The 24,194-nt window shown below is 64.1% G+C and carries 23 protein-coding genes; 6 read left to right on the forward strand and 17 right to left on the reverse strand.

Annotated features, from left to right (window positions below; genetic code table 11):
* Nucleotides 1-12: 12 nt before the first annotated feature.
* The 3 genes from RY1_RS02180 to RY1_RS02190 are packed head-to-tail and all read right to left on the reverse strand — an operon-like array spanning nucleotide 13 to nucleotide 2,505.
* Nucleotides 13-1,218, reverse strand: coding sequence for an SPFH domain-containing protein (locus RY1_RS02180; protein WP_072801854.1), 1,206 nt, complete (start codon nucleotides 1,216-1,218; stop codon nucleotides 13-15).
* A gap of 4 nt (nucleotides 1,219-1,222) precedes the next feature.
* Nucleotides 1,223-1,654: an NfeD family protein gene (locus RY1_RS02185; RefSeq protein WP_072802253.1), complete on the reverse strand. Its 432-nt coding sequence runs from the start codon at nucleotides 1,652-1,654 to the stop codon at nucleotides 1,223-1,225.
* 41 nt (nucleotides 1,655-1,695) lie between these two features.
* Nucleotides 1,696-2,505: a DUF3097 domain-containing protein gene (locus RY1_RS02190; RefSeq protein WP_072802255.1), complete on the reverse strand. Its 810-nt coding sequence runs from the start codon at nucleotides 2,503-2,505 to the stop codon at nucleotides 1,696-1,698.
* Nucleotides 2,506-2,580: 75 nt separating this feature from the next.
* Between RY1_RS02190 and RY1_RS02195 the strand changes: the two genes are divergently transcribed.
* On the forward strand, nucleotides 2,581-3,402 hold the full coding sequence (locus tag RY1_RS02195) for an Rv1486c family protein (protein ID WP_072801855.1): 822 nt from the start codon (nucleotides 2,581-2,583) through the stop codon (nucleotides 3,400-3,402).
* Between the two features lie 12 nt (nucleotides 3,403-3,414).
* Here RY1_RS02195 and RY1_RS02200 read toward each other — a convergent pair whose 3' ends face one another.
* The 8 genes from RY1_RS02200 to RY1_RS02235 form a co-directional block, all read right to left on the reverse strand.
* Complete coding sequence (locus tag RY1_RS02200) at nucleotides 3,415-4,479, reverse strand: ferrochelatase (RefSeq protein WP_072802254.1); 1,065 nt, start codon at nucleotides 4,477-4,479, stop codon at nucleotides 3,415-3,417.
* 131 nt (nucleotides 4,480-4,610) lie between these two features.
* Nucleotides 4,611-5,435 (reverse strand): NADH-dependent enoyl-ACP reductase InhA, encoded by an 825-nt coding sequence (inhA, locus tag RY1_RS02205; RefSeq protein ID WP_072801856.1) that lies wholly within the window; start codon nucleotides 5,433-5,435, stop codon nucleotides 4,611-4,613.
* A gap of 47 nt (nucleotides 5,436-5,482) precedes the next feature.
* Nucleotides 5,483-6,205, reverse strand: a complete 723-nt coding sequence (gene fabG1 / locus RY1_RS02210) for a 3-oxoacyl-ACP reductase FabG1 (protein ID WP_072801857.1) — start codon at nucleotides 6,203-6,205, stop codon at nucleotides 5,483-5,485.
* Nucleotides 6,206-6,271: 66 nt separating this feature from the next.
* Nucleotides 6,272-7,264 carry a VWA domain-containing protein gene (locus tag RY1_RS02215; RefSeq protein WP_072801858.1) on the reverse strand — a complete coding sequence of 331 codons (993 nt, stop codon included), beginning with the start codon at nucleotides 7,262-7,264 and terminating at the stop codon, nucleotides 6,272-6,274.
* The gene (locus RY1_RS02220; RefSeq protein WP_072801859.1) at nucleotides 7,261-8,253 is read right to left on the reverse strand and encodes a DUF58 domain-containing protein; all 993 of its coding nucleotides are present in this window, start codon (nucleotides 8,251-8,253) and stop codon (nucleotides 7,261-7,263) included. Before RY1_RS02220 ends, RY1_RS02215 begins: the two co-directional genes overlap by 4 nt.
* Nucleotides 8,250-9,398: an AAA family ATPase gene (locus RY1_RS02225; protein WP_072802256.1), complete on the reverse strand. Its 1,149-nt coding sequence runs from the start codon at nucleotides 9,396-9,398 to the stop codon at nucleotides 8,250-8,252. The genes RY1_RS02220 and RY1_RS02225 overlap by 4 nt, the downstream gene beginning before the upstream one ends.
* A 223-nt stretch (nucleotides 9,399-9,621) precedes the next feature.
* Nucleotides 9,622-11,088 (reverse strand): NlpC/P60 family protein, encoded by a 1,467-nt coding sequence (locus RY1_RS02230; protein ID WP_174565322.1) that lies wholly within the window; start codon nucleotides 11,086-11,088, stop codon nucleotides 9,622-9,624.
* Between the two features lie 473 nt (nucleotides 11,089-11,561).
* The gene (locus tag RY1_RS02235) at nucleotides 11,562-12,101 is read right to left on the reverse strand and encodes an Rv1476 family membrane protein (RefSeq protein ID WP_072801861.1); all 540 of its coding nucleotides are present in this window, start codon (nucleotides 12,099-12,101) and stop codon (nucleotides 11,562-11,564) included.
* Between the two features lie 348 nt (nucleotides 12,102-12,449).
* Here RY1_RS02235 and acnA point away from each other — a divergent pair, with 348 nt between their 5' ends.
* Both acnA and RY1_RS02245 read left to right on the forward strand, forming a co-directional pair.
* Entirely contained in the window at nucleotides 12,450-15,254 is a 2,805-nt protein-coding gene (gene acnA / locus RY1_RS02240) for an aconitate hydratase AcnA (protein WP_072801862.1), read from the forward strand.
* A 145-nt stretch (nucleotides 15,255-15,399) separates the two neighbouring features.
* Nucleotides 15,400-15,975: a TetR/AcrR family transcriptional regulator gene (locus RY1_RS02245; RefSeq protein ID WP_072801863.1), complete on the forward strand. Its 576-nt coding sequence runs from the start codon at nucleotides 15,400-15,402 to the stop codon at nucleotides 15,973-15,975.
* Here RY1_RS02245 and RY1_RS02250 read toward each other — a convergent pair.
* Together RY1_RS02250 and RY1_RS02255 are read right to left on the reverse strand one after the other, a co-directional pair.
* Complete coding sequence (locus RY1_RS02250) at nucleotides 15,972-16,199, reverse strand: helix-turn-helix domain-containing protein (protein ID WP_072802257.1); 228 nt, start codon at nucleotides 16,197-16,199, stop codon at nucleotides 15,972-15,974. The two genes, RY1_RS02245 and RY1_RS02250, sit on opposite strands and share 4 nt — an antisense overlap.
* 218 nt (nucleotides 16,200-16,417) lie before the next feature.
* Complete coding sequence (locus RY1_RS02255) at nucleotides 16,418-18,049, reverse strand: ABC-F family ATP-binding cassette domain-containing protein (protein ID WP_072801864.1); 1,632 nt, start codon at nucleotides 18,047-18,049, stop codon at nucleotides 16,418-16,420.
* A 156-nt stretch (nucleotides 18,050-18,205) separates the two neighbouring features.
* On the opposite strand from RY1_RS02255, the gene RY1_RS02260 reads away from it, so the two are divergent.
* The 3 genes from RY1_RS02260 to ku are packed head-to-tail and all read left to right on the forward strand — an operon-like array spanning nucleotide 18,206 to nucleotide 21,166.
* Nucleotides 18,206-18,994 carry an SDR family oxidoreductase gene (locus RY1_RS02260; RefSeq protein ID WP_072801865.1) on the forward strand — a complete coding sequence of 263 codons (789 nt, stop codon included), beginning with the start codon at nucleotides 18,206-18,208 and terminating at the stop codon, nucleotides 18,992-18,994.
* The gene (locus RY1_RS02265; RefSeq protein WP_072801866.1) at nucleotides 18,991-20,115 is read left to right on the forward strand and encodes a lycopene cyclase family protein; all 1,125 of its coding nucleotides are present in this window, start codon (nucleotides 18,991-18,993) and stop codon (nucleotides 20,113-20,115) included. The genes RY1_RS02260 and RY1_RS02265 overlap by 4 nt, the downstream gene beginning before the upstream one ends.
* A 52-nt stretch (nucleotides 20,116-20,167) precedes the next feature.
* Nucleotides 20,168-21,166 (forward strand): non-homologous end joining protein Ku, encoded by a 999-nt coding sequence (gene ku, locus RY1_RS02270; RefSeq protein WP_072801867.1) that lies wholly within the window; start codon nucleotides 20,168-20,170, stop codon nucleotides 21,164-21,166.
* Between the two features lie 14 nt (nucleotides 21,167-21,180).
* Here ku and RY1_RS02275 read toward each other — a convergent pair whose 3' ends face one another.
* Genes RY1_RS02275 through sufC form a run of 4 tightly spaced genes read right to left on the reverse strand, consistent with a single transcriptional unit; the run spans nucleotide 21,181 to nucleotide 24,180 of the window.
* On the reverse strand, nucleotides 21,181-21,564 hold the full coding sequence (locus RY1_RS02275; RefSeq protein ID WP_072801868.1) for a metal-sulfur cluster assembly factor: 384 nt from the start codon (nucleotides 21,562-21,564) through the stop codon (nucleotides 21,181-21,183).
* Nucleotides 21,561-22,040 carry a Fe-S cluster assembly sulfur transfer protein SufU gene (gene sufU / locus RY1_RS02280; RefSeq protein WP_072801869.1) on the reverse strand — a complete coding sequence of 160 codons (480 nt, stop codon included), beginning with the start codon at nucleotides 22,038-22,040 and terminating at the stop codon, nucleotides 21,561-21,563. Before sufU ends, RY1_RS02275 begins: the two co-directional genes overlap by 4 nt.
* A gap of 1 nt (nucleotide 22,041) precedes the next feature.
* The gene (locus tag RY1_RS02285; RefSeq protein WP_072801870.1) at nucleotides 22,042-23,319 is read right to left on the reverse strand and encodes a cysteine desulfurase; all 1,278 of its coding nucleotides are present in this window, start codon (nucleotides 23,317-23,319) and stop codon (nucleotides 22,042-22,044) included.
* 57 nt (nucleotides 23,320-23,376) lie between these two features.
* Entirely contained in the window at nucleotides 23,377-24,180 is an 804-nt protein-coding gene (gene sufC, locus RY1_RS02290) for a Fe-S cluster assembly ATPase SufC (RefSeq protein ID WP_072801871.1), read from the reverse strand.
* Between the last annotated feature and the right edge of the window lie 14 nt (nucleotides 24,181-24,194).

The following is a 24,194-nucleotide window of genomic DNA, read 5'->3' on the forward strand; positions in this document are numbered from 1 at the left end:
GACCTGTCGACGCTACTGCGGTTCGGCCTCGGGCGGCGGTGCCCACCCGGTTTCCGGTTGCGGAGCAGAGAGCTGACCGACATCGGCACGCTTGGACAGGCTGGGATCCGGAGCGAGGGAAGTGTCGACTGGCGTACGCGCCACCGCCTCGGCTGCTGCCACGGCTTCGGCGACCGCAGGATCGGTCTTGGTCTCGAACCACGCGGCAACTTCGTTGGAGTCGTCCTGTGGCTTCGGCTCTTCTGCGGTGTGCGCACTCGGCTCGAACCGGAACACACCGTCCTCGCCCTGACTACCGAGAGTCTTGGCGAATCCCTTCAACGCGTCACCGAAATCGCTGGGAATCATCCACACCTTGTTGGCGTCGCCCTGCGCCATTTGCGGCAGCGTCTGCATGTACTGGTACGCAAGCAGTTCCGGCGTCGGCTTGCCCGCCTTGATCGCTGCGAACACCTTCTCGATCGCCTTTGCCTGTCCTTGAGCTTGCAGGTACTTGGCGGCTCGGTCACCTTCGGCACGCAGTATGCGCGACTGACGCTCTCCTTCCGCCGTCAGAATCGCCGCCTGCTTGCCGCCCTCGGCAGCAAGGATTCGGCTCTGCTTGTCACCCTCGGCAGTCTTGATCGCCGACTCCCGGTGTCCCTCGGCGGTGAGGATGGTCGCGCGCTTCTCACGATCCGCCTTCATCTGCTTCTCCATCGACTCCTGAATCGACGGTGGCGGATCGATGCTCTTCAATTCCACTCGCGCGACCCGAAGGCCCCACCGGCCTGTTGCCTCGTCGAGAACCACACGGAGTTGACCGTTGATGGAATCGCGAGAGGTCAAGGTCTCCTCGAGTGTCATTCCGCCGACGACGTTACGGAGAGTCGTCGTGGTCAACTGCTCGACACCGACGATGTAGTTGTTGATCTCGTACACCGCGGACTGCGGGTTGGTCACCTGGAAGTACACGACGGTGTCGATCGAGACCGTCAGGTTGTCCTTGGTGATGACCGGCTGCGGCGGGAACGACACGACGCGCTCACGCAGATCGACCCTGGCTCTGATTCTGTCGACGAACGGAACGAGGAACGTCAGCTGCCCCGACACCGTCCGCACGTACCGTCCCAGCCGTTCGATCACGGCGGCCTCGGCCTGCGGGATGATCGAGACGGATTTGGCCACGAGAACGACGACGAAAAGAACGATCACGCCGAGAACGATGAGTGCTGCCATAGAACTACGGTCCCCTCCACACGACGGCAGTAGCGCCGTCTATTTCCATCACTGTCACGGTCACTCCTGGCGCATACACTTCGGATTCGTCGAGGGGACGCGCGGTCCACACCTCACCGCCGAGTTTCACCTGGCCCTCGTGGGCCGAAACTTGTTCGAGCACAACGGCGCTCTTGCCTGCGAGCGCGGCGGCGTTGGTAGCGAGCAGAGGTGGAGCTGCAAAGCGCCGCAGCAGAATCGGCCGCACTCCCAGAACCAACACCAACGACACCACACCGAACACCACGGCGTCGGCCCACACCGGAAAGTCGGTGACGGCGGAAATTCCCGCAGTGGCAAGAGCACCACCGGCGATCATGAGCAAAAAGAAATCTCCCGTCAGCGCTTCGGCCGCCGCGAGTGCAATTCCTGCGATGAGCCAGATTATCGCCGCCACGCAGTCCATCTAACCAGAAATCGGACATCGGGCGGCGGGTCTCACTCCGTCACGAAGTCGACCAGCTGTTCGACCGCTCCGATCAACGGAGCCTCGAGATCTCGGAACGAGCTCACCGACGAATACACGTGCCGCCACCCCTCCTTCGGAGTCCCCCACCCGAGTTCTCTGCAGATCCCTGTCTTCCAGTCCTGGCCCCGAGGAATCTTCGGCCACGCCTCGATTCCGACGGCTTTCGGACGCACCGCTTCCCACACGTCGATGTACGGGTGGCCGGTGACGAGAACGTGCGGGCCGAGCGAGGCGGTCAGCTTCGATTCCTTCGAACCGGTGACCAGGTGGTCGACCAACACACCGACCCGGCGCCCCGGTCCCGGTTCGAACTCGGCCAGTCGCTCACCGAGATTGTCGAGACCCTCGAGGTGTTCGACGACAACGCCCTCGACCCGGAGATCGTGTCCCCACACGCTTTCCACAAGAGCAGCATCGTGCACGCCCTCGACCCAGATCCGGCTGGCGCGAGCGGTTCGCGCGCGCAGCCCCTCGACCTTGGTCGAACCGGATGCCGATCGCGTCGACGCCTGCGACTTCGGTGCTGCGACGGCACGAACGAGAGTGACGCGCTTTCCGTCGATCAGAAACGCAGCTTCACGAAGCGCGAACAATCTGGTCGTACGAGCCGAATCTTCCAGTCGCACGAAGTCGCCGTCGTAGGTGCGCTCGAAGCCCACCACCGCACCGCAGAAGCCCGTCGCCGAATCCTCGACGACAAGTCCGCGCTCAGCAGGGACCTGCGGTGCAGGCACTTTCCGCATCCGACTGTGCCCCGAAAGTATGTCTCCGCCGTACATGTTCGTCACGGCAATCTACGCTAGCCATGATCGCGAGCGAGCGCGCTTCGCCACGCCGACCTATGCTCGTAAGTCGTGAGTTCTCCCAGTGCAAGTCTTGCCGTGTGGGCCAGTTCGTGGCTGGCCGGTTTCAGCGCGCCCGACGACGTGATCGACGCGCTGTCCGAGTGGGCCCCGATGCATCTCGTGGTGGCGGGTGACGAAGGCACCGCCGACGCCACCGACCTGGCCTGGCCCGGTCCGCGGGCAGACGGTGTGGCGAGCCTGCTCACCACGATCCGAAAGCTGCTCCCCACGGACCGCAAAGGACCGGGTATCGAGTTGCTGTTGCCCAGGCCCGGTGCGACGACCGAACTGCCGCGCGGCACCGAGTTCGCGCGTCACGCCGTGCACGCGGGCCAAGCCATCGTCGTCGGTGATCCAGAAGGTCCTGGACTCGGGCTCGTTCCCACCACCGAAGGACCGGATGTCCTCCGCTGGACGGTGTTCGCGATCGACGTGCCGCCGCGAGCCGTGCGCGATTTCGGCCTCGGCGAAGCCGAATACGCGATGCGCGAGGCCGTCCGCGGCGCGGCCGACGCCCTGGGTTCGCTGCAATCGCTACCCACTCGAACTGCACTCGGTGACCCGCGCACCAGAATCGCTGCAGAACTGGCAGAACTGACCCGGCACCGATACCCCTCGGAGATGTCCGAACGCGCACTGCGCGTCCTGGAGTCCGCCGATCGGGTAGCTGCGATTCTGTCCGTCGCACAGCACTCATCGCCGACCGAGGAGCCGACCGCAGGCTCGGCCGCGGCGCGCGAGGAGTTGATCAGGCCGTTGTGGAACGCCGTTCGATCCGCACGGTTGGGCGCCGTGTCGGCCAGCATCGAATCCAGCGTCCCGCGGCGGTGACCGGGCTCGATCTCACGGGCGGGAAGGCCGTGTCGGCTGCTCGCAGCAGTGCAGTGCGCAACGGGCACCGTTGAGCGTCGATCCGTAGCGCGGTACCGAACCTGTTCCACGTACGGTGCCGTCCCCGAGGTGTTCACCGATCAATTCGACGACCATCTTCGCGAACCTGGTGTCCGTTCCAGGGGTAGCGGCGCGCGCGAACGCCATGTTCAGCTCTCGCGCCTTCTCCTCCGCTTCGGTGTCGAGATCCCAGACGACCTCGAGGTGATCCGAGACGAATCCGATCGGGCACACGACGACCGCCTCGACACCCTTGTCCGACAACGCGTCCAGATGGTCACAGATATCGGGTTCTAGCCACGGCACCTGAGGAGGACCGGAGCGCGATTGCCAGACCAGATCGTAATCGTCGATGCCTGCGGCAGCCGCAACGAGCCGCGACGCCTCGGCGACCTGTCGGCTGTACAGCTGACCACCGTCCTGCGGAGGACCGGCATTGGCGTCCGCGGCATTCGGAATCGAGTGTGCGGTGAACACCAGACGGAACTGTGTACGCACGGGCTCGGGCAGCTCCGCTGCCGCTGCGGCGATGGCGTCGGCGAAAGCACCGATCATCAGCGGATGGTCGTAGTACTGACGGATTTTGGTCAGATCGGGAGCACCGTCGCCGACTGCATCACGGGCTCGCGCGATGTCCTCGTGATACTGCCGGCAGCCCGAGTATCCCCCCCACGCCGACGTCGGAAACACCAACGCGCGTTCCACCCCGTCGGCGCGCATGCTCGCTACGGTGTCCTCGACCATGGGATGCCAGTTCCGGTTGCCGAAATAGATCGGAAGGTCGATACCTGCCGCCGCGAGCTCGGTTTCGATCTCGGCGATGATGTCGCGATTGAGAGCGTTGATCGGAGACACTCCACCGAAGTGCATGTAGTGCTCGACAACCGCATCCAGACGCTCCGGGGGCACCCCGCGGCCACGAGTGACGTTCTCCAGGAACGGTCTGACGTGCGCAGGTTCTTCCGGGCCGCCGAACGAAAGTACGAGTAGGGCGTCGTAGCCCGGGGACGTCGTCATCTCTCCATTGTGCGCCGAGCCCACGTGTGACCTCGAACTCGCCTGGTGAGCGACACTTCGTGACACGGCATCGGCCCCGATCGAGAAGTGTCTCTCGATCGGGGCCGATGCCGTGCGAGCGGTGCTGACAGCTACAGCGAGTCGGGGAGCCACGTGTTGTGGCTGGCGCCGCCGTCGACGTAGATGATCGAACCGGTCGTACCCGGCAACCAGTCGGACAGAAGAGTCACGATGGACTTGGCCACCACTGTCGGGTCGTCGACGTCCCACCCGATAGGTGCCGCGCCGGACCAGTAGTCGTTGAGCTGGTTCATCTTGGTTGCATCACCGGTTGCGGTACCCGCGATGGCTTTCGCCGCGAGAGTCTTGATGGGTCCCGCAGCGACGAGGTTGGACCTGATCTTCTTTGCCGCGCCTACTTCGCGTGCGACGTATCGGTTGACCGACTCCAGCGCGGCCTTGGCGACACCCATCCAGTTGTAGAACGGCATCGACGTGCGCGGATCGAAATCCATTCCGACGATGGAGCCACCCTCGTTCATGACGGGAAGCACCGCACGGGCCAGCGATGCGTAGCTCCACGCCGAGATCTCGAACGCCTTGGCTGCATCGGGTCCCGGACCTTCGAGGAACGGCTTTGCATCCGGACCCATCAGGGTGCGCGGTGCGAACGCGATGGAATGCAGAACGCCGTCGACACCTTCCGGAGCGACCGCGCGCACCCGATCGGCGAGGGCGGCGAGATGCTCCTCGTTGGTGGCGTCGAGTTCGATCGCAGGCGGCACCTCCTTGGGGAGGCGCTGCGCGATGCGATCGATCAGACGCAACCGGTCGAACCCGGTGATGATGACCTTGGCACCCTGCTCCTGTGCCACGGCCGCAGCATGAAATGCGATGGAGGCGTCAGTGATGATGCCGGTGATGAGAATTGTCTTGCCTTCGAGCAGTCCGCCCATGTGTCTTCCTTACCGATCGGATCGAAACGAGGAATAACGAGAAAAAATCAGTGCCCCATACCGAGGCCACCGTCGACCGGGATGACAGCACCGGAGACATACGCGGCGTCCTCGGACGCGAGCCAGCTGATCACACCTGCAACTTCTTCGGTCTTACCCTTGCGGCCGAGGGGGATCGCACTGACGGCCATCTCCTGGTACTTCTCGTCAAGCGCCTGCGTCATCTCCGTGTCGATGAAGCCAGGCGCGACGACGTTGGCCGTGATCGAACGCGACCCGAGTTCACGGGTGAGCGAGCGAGCAAGTCCGATGACTCCAGCCTTGGACGCGGCGTAGTTCGCTTGGCCCGGTGTACCCGCGAGCGCGACGACCGATCCCAGAAAAATGAACCGCCCATACCGTGCTCGTAGCATCGATCTACTTGCCCGCTTGGCGACACGGAACGCGCCCGTGAGGTTAGCGTCGATCACCGTCGCGAACTGGTCCTCACTCATACGCATGATCAGCGTGTCGTCGGTGATTCCTGCGTTGGAGACCAGAACCTCGACCGGTCCCTGAACTTTCTCGACCTCGGTGAAGGCAGCGTCCACCGACTCCGAATCGGTGACGTCGCATACGACTCCGAACAGGCCGTCGGGGACGCCGGATCCGCGGTGAGTGACGGCGACCTTGTGCCCGTCTGCGACGAGACGCTGCGCGATGGACAGACCGATGCCTCGGTTACCTCCGGTGACGAGTACCGATCGAGCGATGAAGTCGGGTTTGGACATGCCTGCAACCTATCTGTTCGTCCTGGAATGACAAAGCGAGACTTACTGGTGAGTAATAACAGGAATTCAGGGCAATCTTTGCCGAAGAACCAAAGCGGTTCCCAATCCTGTTGCGGTGAAGAGGACTCCGAGAATCAGCCACGGCCGACTCGCATCGCCGCGAGTGACCTCGAAGCCGATCTGCTCTTCCAGAGTGTCGTAGACCGCGCGCAGCTCCTCGAGCGAGGAGGCGGTGAAGAAGCTTCCCCCGGACAGGTTCGCGATCTCACGCAGCGAGGGATCGTCGACCGGAACCAAAACCCGCTCGACACCGGACTCGTCCTCGATGTCCACGGTTCCGTAACTGGTACCGAACGAAATCGTGGAGATCGGGACGTTCTTGTCTTTCGCAGCACGCGCGGCCGTGTAACCGCCGCGAGGATCGTCCGGGCTCTCGGGCACGGTCTGCTTGCCGTCCGACAGGAGCACGATCCTGGCCGGGGGTGCGGCGTCGCCACCGCCGAGAACTGCACCGAGTGTGTCGATCGATTGCAGCGACGTGAAGATCGCCTCCCCGGTCGCGGTACGTTCGCTCAGTTGAAGTTTGTCGATGGCGGCCTTCGTCGCCTCGCGGTTGGCGGTCGGCGACACGAGAACCGATGCGGTACCGGCGAATGCGACGAGCCCGAGGTTGATACCGGGAGTCAGGCCGTCGGCGAACGACTTTCCTGCCTCCTGCGCTGCGGCCAACCGGGAGGGCTCGACGTCGGTTGCTTCCATCGACAGCGACACGTCGATGACGAGCATCACCGTCGCGCGATTACGCGGTACTCGTTGGTCCGCAGTCGGTCCCGCCAGCGCGACCGTGAGCAGCAACAGCCCGACGAGGACGAGTGCGGTCGGAACGTGGCGCCAGTATCCGGGCCTCGTCGGCGCAACCCTCTCGAGCAGTTCCATGTTCGAGAATCGGAGTGTGTGCTTGTGGCGCCTGCGTTGCACCACGACGTAACCGACAACGAGACCCACGACGACGAACAGGAAAAGCAACCACCACGGGGAGGTGAACTCCGACAGGCTCATCGTCGGCCGGCCCGAGCGGTGTTGACGGCGCTGGCACCGAGTGTGTGCCGACGCGAGGACACGAATCTGACGACGTCGGCGATCCAGTCGCCGTCCGTGCGCAGTGTCAGTCGCGGTGCACCGCACCGGCGCAGCGCACGTTCGACGTCGTCGCGGTGTTGCGCGGCGGCCTCGGCGAAGTCCGCACGCAGACGCGGCGTCACGCTGAACTCCTTGGTGCGTCCCGATTCGGGGTCGTGCAGCACGACGTCACCGATGTCCGGCAGGTGGAGATCTCGGGGGTCGAGCACTTCGATGGCCAGGATGTCGTGACGCGCCGCAATGGCACGGAGCGAGCGTTCCCAATCGATGTCGCCGAGAAAATCACTGATCACGACAGCCATCCCGCGCCTGCGCTGTGGTCGGCGCAATGATTCGATCGCGCCGAGCAGATCCCCTCGGACACCGTCCGCGGCACTCGGCGTCGTCGCTATCGTGCGCAACATCGACTGCGAATGAATCCGACCACCGCGTGCAGGGATTCGCGTCGTGGCAGCCCCCGTCGCCACGACAGCACCGATTCGATTGCCGCCGCCGCTCGTCAGATGCGTGATCGCTGCTGCTGCCGCGACCGCGAGGTCCCTCTTCTCGCAACCGGTGGTTCCGAAATCCAGGCTCGCAGACAGATCTACGACCATCCACGTCTCCAACTCACGATCGGCGACCGACTGACGGACATGTGGATGCGTCGTACGTGCGGTGACCGACCAGTCCATCTGCCGAACGTCGTCGCCCGGTTGATATTCGCGGGCATCACCCGGCTCCGAACCGGGGCCGGGTATCAGCCCGAGATGATCACCGTGGAGAACTCCGTCGAGTCGGCGTCGGACCGTCAGCTCCAGCGTTCGGAGAGCCGCAGCCAGTGACGGATCTCGAAGTTCACCACTGTGGAACGAGGGCGGACGAGCATCGACCGCGTGGTCGGCTGCCCCGGCTGATCGCCCCTTCACTGCTTCTGGCTACCCACGGCCGGTGCGGTGCCTGGTGACTTGTCCAGCGACGGGGCCTGCGGACCAGACTGCTGGCCGTTGCCGGGGTACGGCGCCGGACCCTGCTGTACCGGTCCCTGCTGGGGCGGTCCCTGCTGTACCGATCCCTGCTGTACCGGTCCTTGCTGGTGAGCTGGACTGTGCTGCACCCCGACTGCCTGCGGCGCAACCTGGGGCAGTCCCACGGTCTGGAGGACACGCGTGATGACGTCCTCGGGCGTCACCTCGTCCGCCAGAGCGTCGTACGAGAGCACGAGACGATGCCTGAGCACATCGGGAATCACCTCGAGTACATCCTGAGGGACGACGTAGTCACGGCCGCGGAGCAGAGCGAGCGCGCGCGAAGCGGAAATGATCCCCAACGTTGCGCGCGGTGACGCTCCATAGGCGATCCAGCTCGCCACGTCGTCGAGACCGAAGGTCTCCGGCGTCCGCGTTGCCGAGATGACTCGGACGACGTAGTCCACCAGCGCGTGGTGGACGAACACAGAACTCGCCACGTTCTGCAGACGGACGAGTTCGACCGGGTCGAGGATCTGCTTCGGTGTCGGCACGGCAGTGCCCATCCGGTAGACGATCTCGCGTTCCTCCTCGACGGAGGGGTAGTCGACGACGATCTTGAACAGGAAGCGATCCCGTTGCGCCTCGGGGAGCGGGTAGACGCCCTCGTTCTCGATCGGGTTCTGGGTTGCCATCACCAGGAACGGATCCGGCATCGGGAATGTCTTGCCACCGATGGACACGTGCCGCTCCGCCATCACTTCGAGCAGGGCGGATTGCACCTTCGCGGGCGCTCTGTTGATCTCGTCGGCGAGCACGAAATTTGCGACGACCGGACCGAGTTCGGTGTCGAACTCCTCGCGGCCCTGACGGTAGATGCGAGTACCGATCAGGTCCGTCGGCACGAGGTCAGGAGTGAACTGCACACGCGAGAACGATCCGCCGACGACCTTGGCGAACGTTTCCACCGCGAGCGTCTTCGCCACTCCTGGTACACCTTCGAGCAGAACGTGTCCCCGGGCCAACAGCCCGACCAGAATGCGTTCGACCAACCGATCCTGCCCGACGATCACACGCTTGACCTCGTAGACAGCCTTCTCCAGGATCTGAACGTCCTGGGCGAGCCCGGCACCGTCCGTCCGGCTCGAACCGCCCCCACCAGCCGCACTGCCGTTCGATTCGCCGCCGTCACGTGATGTCACCAAGAATTCACCGCTTTCACTTACATCGTTGCCCGTGCACCTTGTGCTGTCCCCCGCCCACTATTCCAGGTGACGACCGCGCGCGAGAGCAAGACCGCCTCGAGGCCAGTGGCGTACGAGTTCGTACTCAGGACACCATACGCACGGCGTACGGCGTCATACCGTCGTACCGAACGGAGGAGACCTTCACGACGTCACCCGATTGTGGTGCTTCCAGCATTTTGCCGTCTCCGAGATACAGCGCGACGTGTTGGCTCGCGTTCGGGCCGTAGAACAGCATGTCGCCGCGTTTCATGTCCGAGGACGGAACCTGCTTGCCTGCTGTGTACTGGTAACCGGTGTAGTGCGGCAGTGAGATTCCGAGGCCGGCGAAGGCGTAGATCATCAAGCCCGAGCAGTCGAATCCGACCTTGTTGTAGTCGCCGTAGCTGTCGGCGACGCCTCCGTCGCGGATGCCCTTCGTCGGTCCGTTCTCATCTCCCCCGCCCCACGAGTACGGAACACCGAGCTGGGACATCCCTCGGTCGATGGCCAACTCGATCGCGGCACTGCCGGTCAACGACGGGTTGGACTGCCCGGAGGTTCGCGGCTTCTTCGGCGGCGTCGCCGTTGTGCCCGAGGTGCCGGCCGAACTGTCACTGTCCGAGCTGTCCGAGCTGTCACTGTCCGAGTCGTCGATGTCCGTGTGCGAGCGCTGGCCGGCGGCTGCGGCTGCAGCGGCGGCCGATGCTGCTTGGTTTGCGGCGACGCGTGCCGCAGCCTGTACCGCGGCTTCCCGCGCGGCAGCGGCGGCCGCGGCAATGGCCGCATCCTCTGCTGCCTTCTGCGTCTCCCAGGCGGAGTACGCGACACGCTGATCCTGCAGACCTGCGACGTCCGAGCGAGCTGCGTCGAGCTGGCTCTGTGCCGAGTCACGCTGGCCCTCGATCGCAGCTTTCTGTTCCGCCTGGGCCTGTAGAGCTGCCCTCGCGGTGGCGATCGCCTGTTCTGCTTCGGCTTTCTTGCCTTCCGCTTCGGCGGACGCAGCGTCGGCGTGCTGCTTGGACTCGCGTGCTGCAGAGTCCTTGTTCGCCTGTTCGGTACGCGCGCGTTGAAGCCCGTCGAGTACCGCGTTCTGGCTGTTGGAGAGAACCTTCAACACCTGGGCACGATCGAGCACGTCGTCGGGGCCACTCGAACCGAGGAACGACGCGACCGAGGCGACACCGGTCCCCTGCGTGTAGCTCGATTTCGCGAACTCGTCGAACTTGCGCTGAGCAGCTTGGATCTGCGTACCTGCATCCGCGAGCGATTGTTGCGCGACGGCAACGATCTGCGCTGCCACGTCAGCTGCATCACGGGCGTTCTGCAAATCCACGAGGGCCTTGTTGACACCTTCTCGTTTGATCGCCACCTCGTTGTCGAGCTGCGCCAGCTGCTGATTGGCAGCGGCGACCTGGTTGATCAGCTCGCCGACCGCCCCGAGTCGACTGTCCACGCGCGATCCGGCGGCAGCGAGGTCGGAATCGGACGGATTGGGAGGTGGCGGAGGCACGGCGGCGGCAACGCCACCCATCGTGCTCATCAGGGCCACGACCAGTCCGGCCCCGATCATCAGTCGCACAGAGTTGGAGAACGCGCTGCGGCGAGTGCCGCGGAGTGCTCGTCGCCTCACAGAAGTCTCCCTCGGTTCCGGCACTCGCCACGACCAGAACGGTCGTAGGCACCGGTCGAGTGGATGGGTTGCACCCACGTCGGGTGCTGCCGTCACGCTCACCGGGCAGGGAGAAGACGCGCAGCAACACGACAGGTGTCGACCACATCGGCCACACCCGAAGCATCAGTCACCCGTATCCCCACGGGTAGACCTCTGCCCTCTGCGACACTCCTTCCCCAGCAGTGCCAATGGCACCGTACGACACTTTGCACACTAATGAAACTCCGGTCACAAAGAACACATTTGTAATTCGGCCTGCGCAAATGTCTGAACACGGCGGATGCCGAAAACAGTTTTTCCGACTTTTTTCGGGTGCCGACGAAAAATGCCCCGACCATCGGGTCGGGGCATCCGTCGGAGGTGTCGGGAAATCAGTCCTTCGAACCGACGTCCACCCGTGTACGCGCGTTCTGCTCGGATCGTCGTCTGCGAGCCTTCACCGCTGCGGTGGCTGCGGCGCAGCCTGCGACCACGAGGACGATCACGGCCGTGATCCCCGCCCACGGAGTCTGTGGGCCGACGAGAGTGTCGACGAAGTTGTCGGCCGCGCTGACAGGATCTCCCGTGTAGGTGGTGTCCTGCCCCGATTCGAGATCCACACGGCTGACCGTGTCGCTGAACGAACCGACCTGCCCCGGACTGAGAACCAGGACCGTGCCCCCGTCCTGCGTACCGACGGCGGTCGCGAGATCGCGCAGCTGTGAATCGTGTGACGGATCCGCGTCGACGACGACGATGCTCAGATCGATTCCGTGCTCCTCGGCGCGATGGACGGCCGAGAGCAGCGCGTCCTCCATCGACGCCGGCGCGCTCACACCGGTGGAGGCGACCTCGGACACGATCTCGTCGACGTCGACACCGGGTGGGACCTCGGCGGCGAGTGGAACAAAGGCAAGGATCGGTTCAGGCATTTCTCGTCCAGTCGGCAATAGCAGCGTCTTCGGTGGGCGATCGTTACCGCACAGTACGAACTCGCCGGAAAGAACCCTACGTCACCGAATCGACGACGGACCGCGCCGCGCCGCCTCGACGCGTCGGCTGAGGTTCCCCTGCATTGCGAAGGCACCCGGACTGCACGAAGATCGACCGTGCAGGGTGCGCTCACAGAGATGTAGGCTGCCCTTCGTTTCCAACAGGACAAGCGTACTGTTAGACTCGAGTTCGAGACGTTCACGCGCCGACCTGGCGCGCAGTACGTCTCGCTTCAACCGTCGACACAGCCCCGTCGGCGGTGTGCCTCATAGACGAGTGGAGCTGAAGTGACCGCCAGTAATGATTCATTCGGTGCAAAGGGCACCCTCGAAGTCGGAGAGAACTCGTACGAGATCTTCCGCCTGTCGGCGTTGCCCGGTGCCGAGAAGTTGCCCTACGCGCTGAAGGTCCTCGCGGAGAACCTCCTTCGCACCGAGGACGGTGCCAACATCACCGCCGACCACATCCGTTCGATCGCCTCATGGGACCCCTCCGCGGACCCGAGCATCGAAATCCAGTTCACCCCTGCACGCGTGATCATGCAGGACTTCACCGGTGTCCCCTGTGTCGTCGACCTCGCCACCATGCGTGAAGCCGTCACGACTCTCGGCGGCGACCCGAACAAGGTCAACCCGCTCTCCCCCGCCGACATGGTCATCGACCACTCGGTCATCCTCGACGTATTCGGTCGCGCCGACGCCCTCGAGCGCAACGTCGACCTCGAGTACGAGCGCAACGGCGAGCGGTACCAGTTCCTGCGTTGGGGCCAGGGCGCATTCGACGACTTCAAGGTCGTCCCACCCGGCATGGGCATCGTCCACCAGGTCAACATCGAGTACCTGGCACCGACGGTCATGACCCGCAAGGGTCAGGCATACCCCGACACCTGCGTCGGCACCGACTCGCACACGACGATGGTCAACGGCCTCGGCGTTCTCGGTTGGGGCGTCGGCGGCATCGAGGCCGAGGCAGCCATGCTCGGCCAGCCCGTCTCGATGCTCATCCCCCGCGTCGTCGGTTTCAAGCTCTCCGGTGAGATCCAGCCCGGCGTGACCGCGACGGACGTCGTGCTGACCGCCACCGAGATGCTGCGCAAGCACGGCGTCGTCGGCAAGTTCGTCGAGTTCTACGGCAAGGGCGTCGCCGAGGTTCCCCTCGCCAACCGCGCGACCCTGGGCAACATGAGCCCCGAGTTCGGTTCCACCGCAGCGATCTTCCCGATCGACGAGGAGACCATCAACTACCTGCACCTGACCGGCCGCAGCGACGAGCAGCTCGCTCTCGTCGAGGCGTACGCCAAGGAACAGGGCATGTGGCACGACCCCGAGAACGAGGCGGTCTACTCCGAGTACATCGAGCTCGATCTCAACACGGTCGTACCGTCCATCGCGGGACCGAAGCGTCCGCAGGACCGAATCCTGTTGTCCGAGTCCAAAACTGCGTTCCGCAAGGACATCCACAACTACGTGGAGGAGAACTACCCGACCGAGCACACGCAGCTCGACGAGGCAGTCGAAGAGTCCTTCCCGGCATCCGACCCGGCAACGCTTTCCTTCGCGGACGACGGCGCGGTCGACGTCCAGTCGGCCGCCTACGGCTCCGAGGGTCGCCCGAGCAAGCCCGCGCGCGTCGTCACCGACGAAGCAGGCGAGTTCGTGCTCGACCATGGCGCGGTTGTCGTCGCAGGCATCACGTCCTGCACCAACACCTCGAACCCGTCGGTCATGCTCGGCGCAGCGCTGCTCGCTCGCAACGCCGTCGAGAAGGGCCTGTCGACCAAGCCGTGGGTCAAGACCAACATGGCTCCCGGTTCGCAGGTCGTGACCGACTACTACGAGAAGGCAGGCCTGTGGCCGTACCTCGAGAAGCTCGGCTACTTCCTCGGCGGCTACGGATGCACCACGTGCATCGGTAACACCGGCCCTCTGCTCGAGCCGATCTCCAAGGCGATCAACGACAACGACCTGTCGGTCACTGCCGTGCTCTCGGGAAACCGCAACTTCGAAGGTCGCATCTCCCCCGACGTCAAGATGAACTACCTGGCGTCGCCGCCGCTCGTCATCGCCTACGGCCTTGCGGGAACGATGGACTTCGACTTCGAGACCGATTCGCTCGGCGAGGACCACGAGGGAAACCCCGTGTACCTCAAGGACATCTGGCCGTCCTCGCAGGAGATCGAAGAGACGATCCAGTCGTCGATCAGCCGCGACATGTTCAGCAAGTCCTACGAGACCATCTTCGCCGGTGACAGCCGTTGGCAGAACCTCTCCACTCCCGAGGGCGACACCTTCGAGTGGGATCCGAAGTCGACCTACGTGCGGAAGCCTCCGTACTTCGACGGCATGACGATGGATCCAGCTCCGGTCACCGATATCAAGGGCGCTCGCGTTCTGGCCCTGCTCGGCGACTCGGTCACCACCGACCACATCAGCCCTGCAGGACCCATCAAGGCCGGCACCCCGGCAGCGCAGTACCTCGACTCGCACGGCGTCGAGCGCAAGGACTACAACTCCCTCGGATCGCGTCGTGGCAACCACGAGGTCATGATTCGCGGCACGTTCGCGAACATCCGTCTGAAGAACCAGCTCCTCGACGACGTTTCGGGTGGTTACACCCGCGACTTCACCCTGGACGACGGCCCACAGGCCTTCATCTACGACGCGTCGCAGAACTACCAGGCCGCGGGCATCCCGCTCGTCGTCCTCGGTGGCAAGGAGTACGGATCGGGGTCCTCGCGTGACTGGGCCGCCAAGGGCACCTCGCTCCTCGGCGTCAAGGCCGTCATCACCGAGTCGTTCGAGCGCATTCACCGCTCCAACCTCATCGGCATGGGCGTTGTCCCGCTTCAGTTCCCGGTCGGTGAAAGCGCGAAGTCGCTGAAGCTCGACGGCACCGAGACGTTCGACATCGTCGGTATCGAGAAGCTCAACGACGGCATCACGCCGAAGACGATGTCGGTCACCGCGACGAAGACGGACGGGTCCAAGGTCGAGTTCGAGGCCGTGGTCCGCATCGATACGCCGGGTGAAGCAGATTACTACCGCAACGGCGGCATCCTGCAGTATGTGCTTCGCAACATGATCAACGGCTGATCTGTTTCCTCGTCCAGCTCGCAGGACCTGATCCCGCGACATGACCAGTGACTGATCTTCTCCGACGGGGATGGGCTCGGAAGCAACTCTTGTTTCCGGGTCCATCGTCGTTCGAGAACCGTCAGCGAAAGTAGGAACGACACAAGTGCCCAAGGTCAGTGAAGACCAGTTGGCTGCGAGGCGAAGCGAAATCCTCGACGGCGCCAGGCGGTGCTTCGGTGAGTTCGGCTACGAAGGTGCAACCGTTCGGCGACTGGAAGAAGCAACCGGCTTGTCGCGCGGCGCCATTTTTCACCATTTCAAGGACAAGGACGGCCTGTTTCTCGCCCTCGCGCAAGAAGATGCGCGGCGCATGGCCGAGGTCGCAGCGAATCAGGGTCTCGTGCAGGTCATGCGGGACATCCTCGAGCAACCGGATCGATACGAGTGGCTCGGCACGCGCCTCGAGATCGCGCGTCGACTGCGAACGGACTCGGAGTTTCGTGACAGTTGGTCGGAGCAGTCAGCCGATCTGACCGACGCGACGATGGCTCGACTGGAACGGCAGAAGACCGCAGGCCGACTACGGGACGACGTACCGCAGGACGTGATGGTCGACTATCTCGATCTGGTCCTCGACGGCCTCGTCGCGCGTATCGCGTCCGGCCAGGGTGGCAACAATCTGTCCGCTGTTCTCGACCTCGTCGAGGAATCGGTTCGAAAGCGCGAATCCGCGGGCTAGCTGGGCCGGCTGGCTTTCTTTCGGTTCGGCCCACCTCGCCCACGAAGTGCGACGCCCGACTCCGCCAGTACTTTGTGCACGAAGCCGTAGGAGCGGCCGGTCTGCTGCGCCAGCGACCGGATGCTTGCACCGGCCGCGTACTGCTCTTCGAGGGTGGATCGGAGTCGATCCCTCGAATCTCCGGTTATCCGTGCGCCTTTGGTTATCCGTGCGCCTTTTGCGATCGACGGTCCCGGTACCCCGCCCAGCTCACGGTCGGCCGATCGAGTCTCCACACGCGCCATGGGTTCCTCCAGTCAACGATGACTGTGGAGCGGAGCCGGCGGAGCGATCCGCAAACTCAGCACTCACCGAATGCCCCCCGCACGTTCAGGGTAGTGGACTGCCTCGCTCGTCCAACGGAGAACAGCCGAATCAGCCAGCCTCGGTCGCACGGGCTGGGTCAGGCCAGCTGGATCAATTCCAGGTAGTCCTGCGACCAATGATCCTCGTTGCCGTCGGGAAGCAGGATCACACGCTCCGGCGACAGGGCCTCCGCGGCGCCCGGGTCGTGGGTCACCAACACGACTGCACCCTTGTAGCTACGCAGTGCATCGAGTACCTGCTCGCGCGAGATCGGGTCGAGGTTGTTCGTCGGCTCGTCGAGAAGAAGGACGTTGGCGGCCGAGGAGACCAGCCCTGCCAGCGCAAGACGTGTCTTCTCACCGCCGGACAATGTACCTGCGGGTTGCTCGAGCTGAGGCCCGGTGAACATGAAGGCCCCGAGAAGCGACCTCAGTTCCTGCTCTCCTGTATCGGGTGCTGCGTGCCGAATGTTCTCCCAGACGCTTGCATTGTCGTCGAGGGTGTCGTGTTCCTGCGCGAAGTATCCGACGCGCAATCCGTGGCCAGGCTCGATCTGACCCGAGTCGGACTTCTCGGTTCCGGCAAGAATCCTCAGCAACGTCGTCTTGCCCGCGCCGTTCAGCCCGAGAACGACGACGCGACTACCGCGGTCGATGGCCAGGTCGACTCCGGCGAAGATTTCCAGCGATCCGTACATCTTGGTGAGGTTCTTCGCCATCAGCGGCGTCTTTCCGCAGGGCGCAGGCTCGGGGAACCTGATGTGCGCGACCTTGTCGGACACACGCTCGGCGTCGAGGTTGGCCATCAGCTTGTCGGCACGCTTCGCCATGTTCTGTGCCGCAACGGCTTTGGTTGCTTTGGCACCCATCTTGGCCGCCTGCACGCGGAGTGCGCCCGCCTTCTTCTCCGCGTTCGCGCGTTCGCGGCGTCGACGCTGCTCGTCGGTCGCGCGCGCATCGATGTACTTCTTCCAGTTCATGTTGTAGATATCGGCTTCACCTCGAACCGCGTCGAGGAACCACACCCGGTTGACGACGTCACCGAGAAGTTCCACGTCGTGGCTTATGACGATCAATCCGCCCTCGTGGTTCTGCAGAAATCCACGAAGCCACGTGATCGAGTCGGCATCGAGGTGGTTGGTCGGCTCGTCCAGCAGCAGCGTCGTGTTGGACCTACCACCGCTGCCGTCTGAGGCGGCGAACAGGATGCGAGCCAACTCGACGCGGCGGCGTTGCCCACCGGACAGCGTCCGCAGCGCCTGGCCGAGAATTCGATCCGGCAGACCGAGGCTGTTCGAGATACGTGCAGCCTCGCTCTCGGCTTCGTAACCACCGAGCGACGCGAACCGCTCCTCGAGCTCGCCGTACTTGCGGACAGCTCGGTCGAGACGATCCTCGTCGGCGACCTCCGCCATCAGGGCCTGCTGCTTCTCCATCTTGTTCAGCAGCGTGTCGAGCCCGCGCGCAGAGAGCACTCGATCCTTGGCGAGGATGTCGAGATCGCCTTCCTTCGGATCCTGCGGCAGGTAGCCGAGGTCACCCGTTCGCACCACATGTCCGGCGTACGGCTCGCCCTCCCCCGCCAGGATGCGCAGTGTCGTGGTCTTGCCTGCTCCGTTACGGCCGACCAGCCCGATTCGATCGCCTGCTTGCACGCGGAGAGCAGGGCCGGGGGCAGAGAGCAACGTGCGGACACCGGCACGAACTTCCAAGTCGGTGGCGGTGATCACGCATGAGCTCCTAGCGATTGCGTACAGGTTTCGTGACGAGCCGGGTCGGCTACGTGGTGAATGATGCTCGGGTACGGCTCGAGCAACCACTTATTTTAACCTCTCGCGGAGAGTGCTCCTGCCACCGAGCGCGGCGACACCGGTAACGTCTGGCTCATGACCTCCGAGAACCCCGCGCAGGACAAGGATTTGACCGGTCGAGTTGCACTCGTCACAGGAGCCAGCAGAGGCATCGGAAAGGCTGTTGCCGCCGAGTTCCTGGCCCGTGGCGCCAAGGTTGCCATCACCGCGCGCAAGCCGGAGCCGCTCGCCGACGCCGCCCGCGATCTGCGCTCGGGCGCAGGTTCCGGAGCCGAGGTACTGACGATCCCCGGCAACGCGGGGGACGCGGATTCGCGTCGTGACGCCGTTGCACGGACGATCGCCGAGTTCGGTTCGCTCGACATCCTGATCAACAACACGGGCATCAACCCTGTGTACGGCTCGCTGATGGAAGCCGATCTCGACGGCGTCAAAAAGATCTTCGACACCAACGTCGTCGCCACCCTCGGGTTCGTCCAGGAAGCGTTCAAGGCGTGGATGGGAGAGCACGGCGGCGTCGTGATCAACCTCGCGAGTGTCGCCGGCATCAGATCCACCGGCGTCATCGCCGCCTACGGTGCCTCCAAGGCAGCGCTGATTCGATTGACCGAGGAGCTCGCCTGGCAGCTCGGGCCGTCCATCCGTGTCAACGCTGTCGCCCCTGGCGTCGTCAAGACCAAGTTCGCCGAGGCACTCGTTGCTGGAGGCGAGGATGCGGCGTCGGCGGCATATCCGATGAAGCGACTCGGTACACCGGAGGATGTCGCATCGCTCATCGGATTTCTCGCATCGGACAAGTCCTCGTGGATCACCGGAGAGACGATCCGGGTGGACGGCGGATTGCTCGCAACCGGCGGGCTGTGAACCACTCCGCCGGACTGTCCGCCGATGTCGTCGTCGTCGGATTGGGTCCTGCCGGACGCGCGATCGCGCATCGTGCATCCGCGGCCGGGCTCGATGTCATCGCCGTCGACCCACACCCGGACCGGCACTGGACGCCGACGTATTCTGCCTGGAGCGACGAGCTGCCCGGGTGGCTCCCTCCTTCGGTCGTCGCAGCGTCCACTGCCCACCCCGCTGTCTGGACCACTCGGCGCCAATCCATCGATCGCATGTACTGCGTGCTCGACACCGCAGCACTCCAGGCGGTCCTCACCGTGGGCAACGCGAGAGTCCTTGCGGCCACCGCATCGACAGTTCGACGGGACGTGGTGACCCTGACCGACGGCAGGTCGATACGGGGCCGCTCGGTCGTCGACGCCCGCGGGTCGACAGGGCTTACCGGACTTGCGGAACAGACGGCGTTCGGTGTGATCGTGGAACGGGACGTAGGCGAGTTCTTGCTCGAAGGCGTCGGTGCATGGTTCATGGATTGGCGCACGGACAATGGAGCCGAGCGCGGCGATATCCCCAGCTTTCTGTACGCGGTCCCACTCGGCGACGACCGAATCCTCCTTGAGGAGACCTGCTTGGTCGGATCTCCGGCGCTCGAACCGTCGGTGCTGCGTCCCCGGCTCGTCGCCAGGCTGCGCAGCAGAGGCCTTGTTCCGACCGGACAGGAGCCTGTCGAGAGGGTGAAGTTCGCGGTCCAGCCGCCGGCCAGGACGAGGGGCGATCGCGGAATCGTAAGATTCGGCGCCCGCTCGCATCTGATGCACCCCGCCACCGGGTACAGCGTCGCGGCATCCCTGGCAACCACGGATCTCCTCGTCGCCGGACTCGCGGACGGCAACTCGTCGTCGCCGCTGTCCGTGTGGGCGGTACAGCGCCTGCGCAACCTCGGTCTCAGGACTGCACTCAACCTCGACAGCGAGCAGATCCCACACTTCTTCGCGAGCTTCTTCGAACTTCCGGTGTCACTGCAGACGTCGTACCTCTCGGGCAGGGGCGACCTGCGAGGAACGGTATCGGCGATGACTCGAATGTTCCCGACGCTGCCCACGGCCGCGCGTCTCGCGATCGCCAGAACAGTGGTCGGCATCTGAAATATCGGCTTACGCTCGACAGATCGGACGTTTCTCGGCAATCATGAACCCCATGCGTTCCATTTGGAAGGGATCGATCGCCTTCGGGCTGGTCAACGTCCCAGTGAAGGTCTACTCGGCGACAGAGACCCACGACATCCGGTTCCACCAGGTGCACGCCAAGGACGGCGGCCGGATCAAGTACGACCGCATCTGCTCCGAATGCGGTAAGTCGGTACAGTTCGCCGACATCGACAAGGCATACGACTCTCCCGACGGGGAGAGGGTCGTGCTGACGGACGAGGACTTCGACAAGCTGCCCGCTGCGGAGAAGCACGAGATTCCAGTACTCGAATTCGTGCCTACCGACCAGATCGACCCCATCCTGTACGACAAGAGCTACTTTCTCGAACCGGACTCGTCGTCGCCGAAGGCCTACGTTCTTCTGCGCCAAACGCTTCTCGAGACGGAGCGCACGGCGCTGGTTCACTTCACGTTGCGTCAGAAAACCCGCCTTGCGGCGCTGCGAGTGCGAGACGACACCTTGGTCATCCAGACACTGCTGTGGCCGGACGAGGTTCGAGCCGCAGAGTTCCCGTCGCTCGACGACGCCCCCGAGGCGCGTCCGCAGGAAGTCAAGATGGCGACGTCACTGGTCGAGAGCATGTCCTCGGACTTCGATCCGACCGAGTACACCGACGACTATCAGATCGAACTCCGCAAACTGATCGACGACACCATCGCCAACGGCGGCGAGAAGGTCATCCAGACCGAGGACGCGACGTCGGACGAGGGCGAGGACGCCGAGGTCGTCGATCTGGTCGCTGCGCTGCAGCGCAGCGTGGAAGCTGCGGGCAAGAACGCCAAGAGCTCGCCGTCAGGATCAGGGTCGTCAGGATCAGGGGCGTCAGGATCGGCGACTTCTGAATCCGCGGCGAAGAAGGCTCCTGCGAAAAAGGCCGCAGCGAAGAAGGCACCCGCGAAAAAGGCCGCGGCCAAGAAGGCCGCCGCGAAGAGTACCCCTGCGGAGAAGACAGCAGACGAAGGCGCCCGAGCCCGCAAAGGTGCGTGACTCGGGCGTGTGACTCAGACGGTGAAGCCGAGAGCCCTCAGCTGTTCACGTCCGTCGTCGGTGATCTTGTCGGGACCCCATGGCGGCATCCAGACCCAGTTGATCTTCAGATCCGACGCCAGACCGCTGCGCACCAGAGCGCCCCGTGCCTGGTCCTCGATCACGTCGGTCAACGGGCATGCCGCCGACGTCAGAGTCATGTCGATCGTGACGATGTCGTCGGCGTCGATCTTGATGTCGTACACCAGACCCAGGTCGACGACGTTGATCCCCAACTCGGGGTCGACGACGTCACGCATCGCCTCCTCGAGATCTTCGAGCACCTTGATCTCGTCGGCAGTGAGCGAGACTGGCGCCGACTCGGCTGCCGGTGTCTCTGTCACGGGTGTTTCGGTCATGCTTGTAGTCCTCCGGATCGTGCGGTCTCTACGGGAGTCTCGTCGACTATCCGAACAACCGCGTCCTTGAAAGCCATCCATCCGAGCAACGCGCACTTGACGCGCGCCGGATACTTCGACACACCGGCAAAAGCAACTCCGTCGCCGATGACGTCCTCGTCTCCTTCGACGTTACCCCTGCTTCCCACCATCTCGCTGAACGCGTCGACGGTTCGCAGAGCCTGCGCAACAGGCAATCCGACCACCTGATCGGTCAGCACGGACGTCGCCGCCTGGCTGATCGAACAGCCCTGCCCGTCGTAGGACACGTCGGCGACCGTGCCCTGCTCGTCGATGTGGACTCGGAGTGTGACCTCGTCGCCGCATGTCGGGTTGACGTGATGTACCTCGGCACCGAACGGCTCGCGCAGTCCACGGCCGTGCGGATGTTTGTAGTGATCGAGGATCACCTCTTGGTACATCTGTTCCATACGCATGTCAGGCCGCTCCATCCGATGCCGTGGTCGCTCGCGTTGTTCCGAAGAAGCTCTGCGCGCGTTCGATCGCAGCGACGAGCACGTCGACCTCGTCGAGTGTGTTGTACAGGGCGAACGACGCCCGCGCCGTGGCGGCGACTCCGAACCGTCGGTGCAGTGGCCACGCGCAATGATGCCCGACGCGGATGGCAACGCCTTCGTCGTCGAGAATCTGCCCGAGGTCATGTGCGTGAATTCCATCGACCGTGAACGACACGGCCGATCCGCGGTCGACTCCGGTGGTCGGTCCGAGCACCCGGACGCCGTCGAGCTCGGCGAACCTCGCGAGTGTGGTTACGACCAGTTCGTGCTCGTGTGCGGCAATCGCATCCATCCCGACGACCTCGAGATAACCGACTGCAGCGCCTAGTCCCACCACCTGCGACGTCATCGGGACTCCGGCCTCGAACCGCTGCGGAGGCAACGCGTACGTCGTCTTCTCCATGGTGACGGTCTCGATCATCGAACCGCCGGTGATGAACGGTGGCATCGCTGCGAGCAGCGCGGCCTTCCCGTAGAGAACACCGACTCCGGACGGCCCCAGCATCTTGTGCCCGGAGAACGCCGCGTAGTCCACGTCGAGTTCGTGAAAATCGACGGCCATGTGCGGCACCGACTGGCATGCGTCGAGTACGACCAGTGCGCCGACTTCTCTCGCCCGACGAACCAACTCGGCCACGGGAGCGACCGCACCCGTCACGTTCGACTGATGCGTGAACGCGACGACCTTGACCGCATCGGTCAGAGTCAACGAATCGAGATCGATCCGGCCGTCGTCGGTGACGCCGTACCACCGCAACGTCGCACCGGTACGCCGTGCCAGCTCCTGCCAGGGAACCAGATTGGCGTGGTGCTCGAGTTCGGTGATGACGATCTCGTCACCGGGACCTACGTGGCGATCGAACCGGTCGTCCCCGAGCACGTACGTCACCAGGTTGAGCGATTCGGTGGCGTTCTTGGTGAACACCAACTCATCGACGTCGGCACCGACGAACGACGCGATAGCCGCACGGGCACCCTCGTAGGCATCGGTGGCCTCTTCGGCGAGTTGATGAGCGCCGCGGTGGACCGCTGCGTTGCACGTCACCGAGAAGTGGCGCTCGGCGTCGAGGACCTGGACCGGACGCTGTGACGTCGCACCCGAGTCCAAGTACACCAACGGCTTGTCGTCTCGAACCGTGCGACCGAGTATCGGAAAGTCCGCACGCACCGACGCGACGTCGAACGTGCTACCCGTCAAAACTGCCGGTGCACTTCCAGCTCTGGTCACGTCGCAGGCTCCGCTCCCGGCCATAGTTCACGCTCCTGTTGTTGCAGCCTGAGTGAATCCCGCATATCCGTTTGCTTCGAGCTCGTCGGCCAGTTCGGCTCCACCGGACTGCACGATCTGACCGCCCACGAACACGTGCACGAAATCCGGCTTGATGTATCGAAGGATGCGCGTGTAGTGCGTGATCAACAGAACCCCGCCACCCACCGGCGTGCCGGTGGAATCGACCCAGCCGCGCTCCTTGTAGGTGTTGACACCCTCGGACACGACACGCAGTGCATCGACGTCCAGTCCGGAGTCGGTCTCGTCGAGGATGGCGATCTTCGGCTTGAGCAATCCCAGCTGCAGGATCTCGTGCCGCTTCTTCTCACCACCGGAGAAGCCCTCGTTTACGCTGCGGTCGGCGAACTCGTCCTTGATCTCGAGCTCGCCCATGGCGCTCTTGACCTCTTTGACCCAGTGCCGAAGCTTGGGTGCTTCGCCGCGAACCGCGGTGACCGCGGTGCGCAGGAAGTTCGACATCGACACACCCGGCACCTCCACCGGGTACTGCATCGCAAGGAACAGGCCCGCGCGCGCGCGCTCGTCGACAGACATCTCCAACACGTCCTCACCGTCGAGGGTGATGGTGCCGGAGGTGACCGTGTACTTGGGATGACCGGCGATCGCATAGGACAGCGTCGACTTGCCGGACCCGTTGGGGCCCATGATGGCGTGTGTCTCACCGGAACGGACCGTCAGGTTCACACCCTTGAGGATGTCGATCGGCTGAGCGGTTGCGTCCGAGTGTGCGACGCTGACGTGCAGGTCACGGATTTCGAGCGTGGACATCTTGAGGTTCCTTC

Source organism: Rhodococcus yunnanensis NBRC 103083 (assembly GCF_001895005.1).
GTDB lineage: Bacteria > Actinomycetota > Actinomycetes > Mycobacteriales > Mycobacteriaceae > Rhodococcoides > Rhodococcoides yunnanense.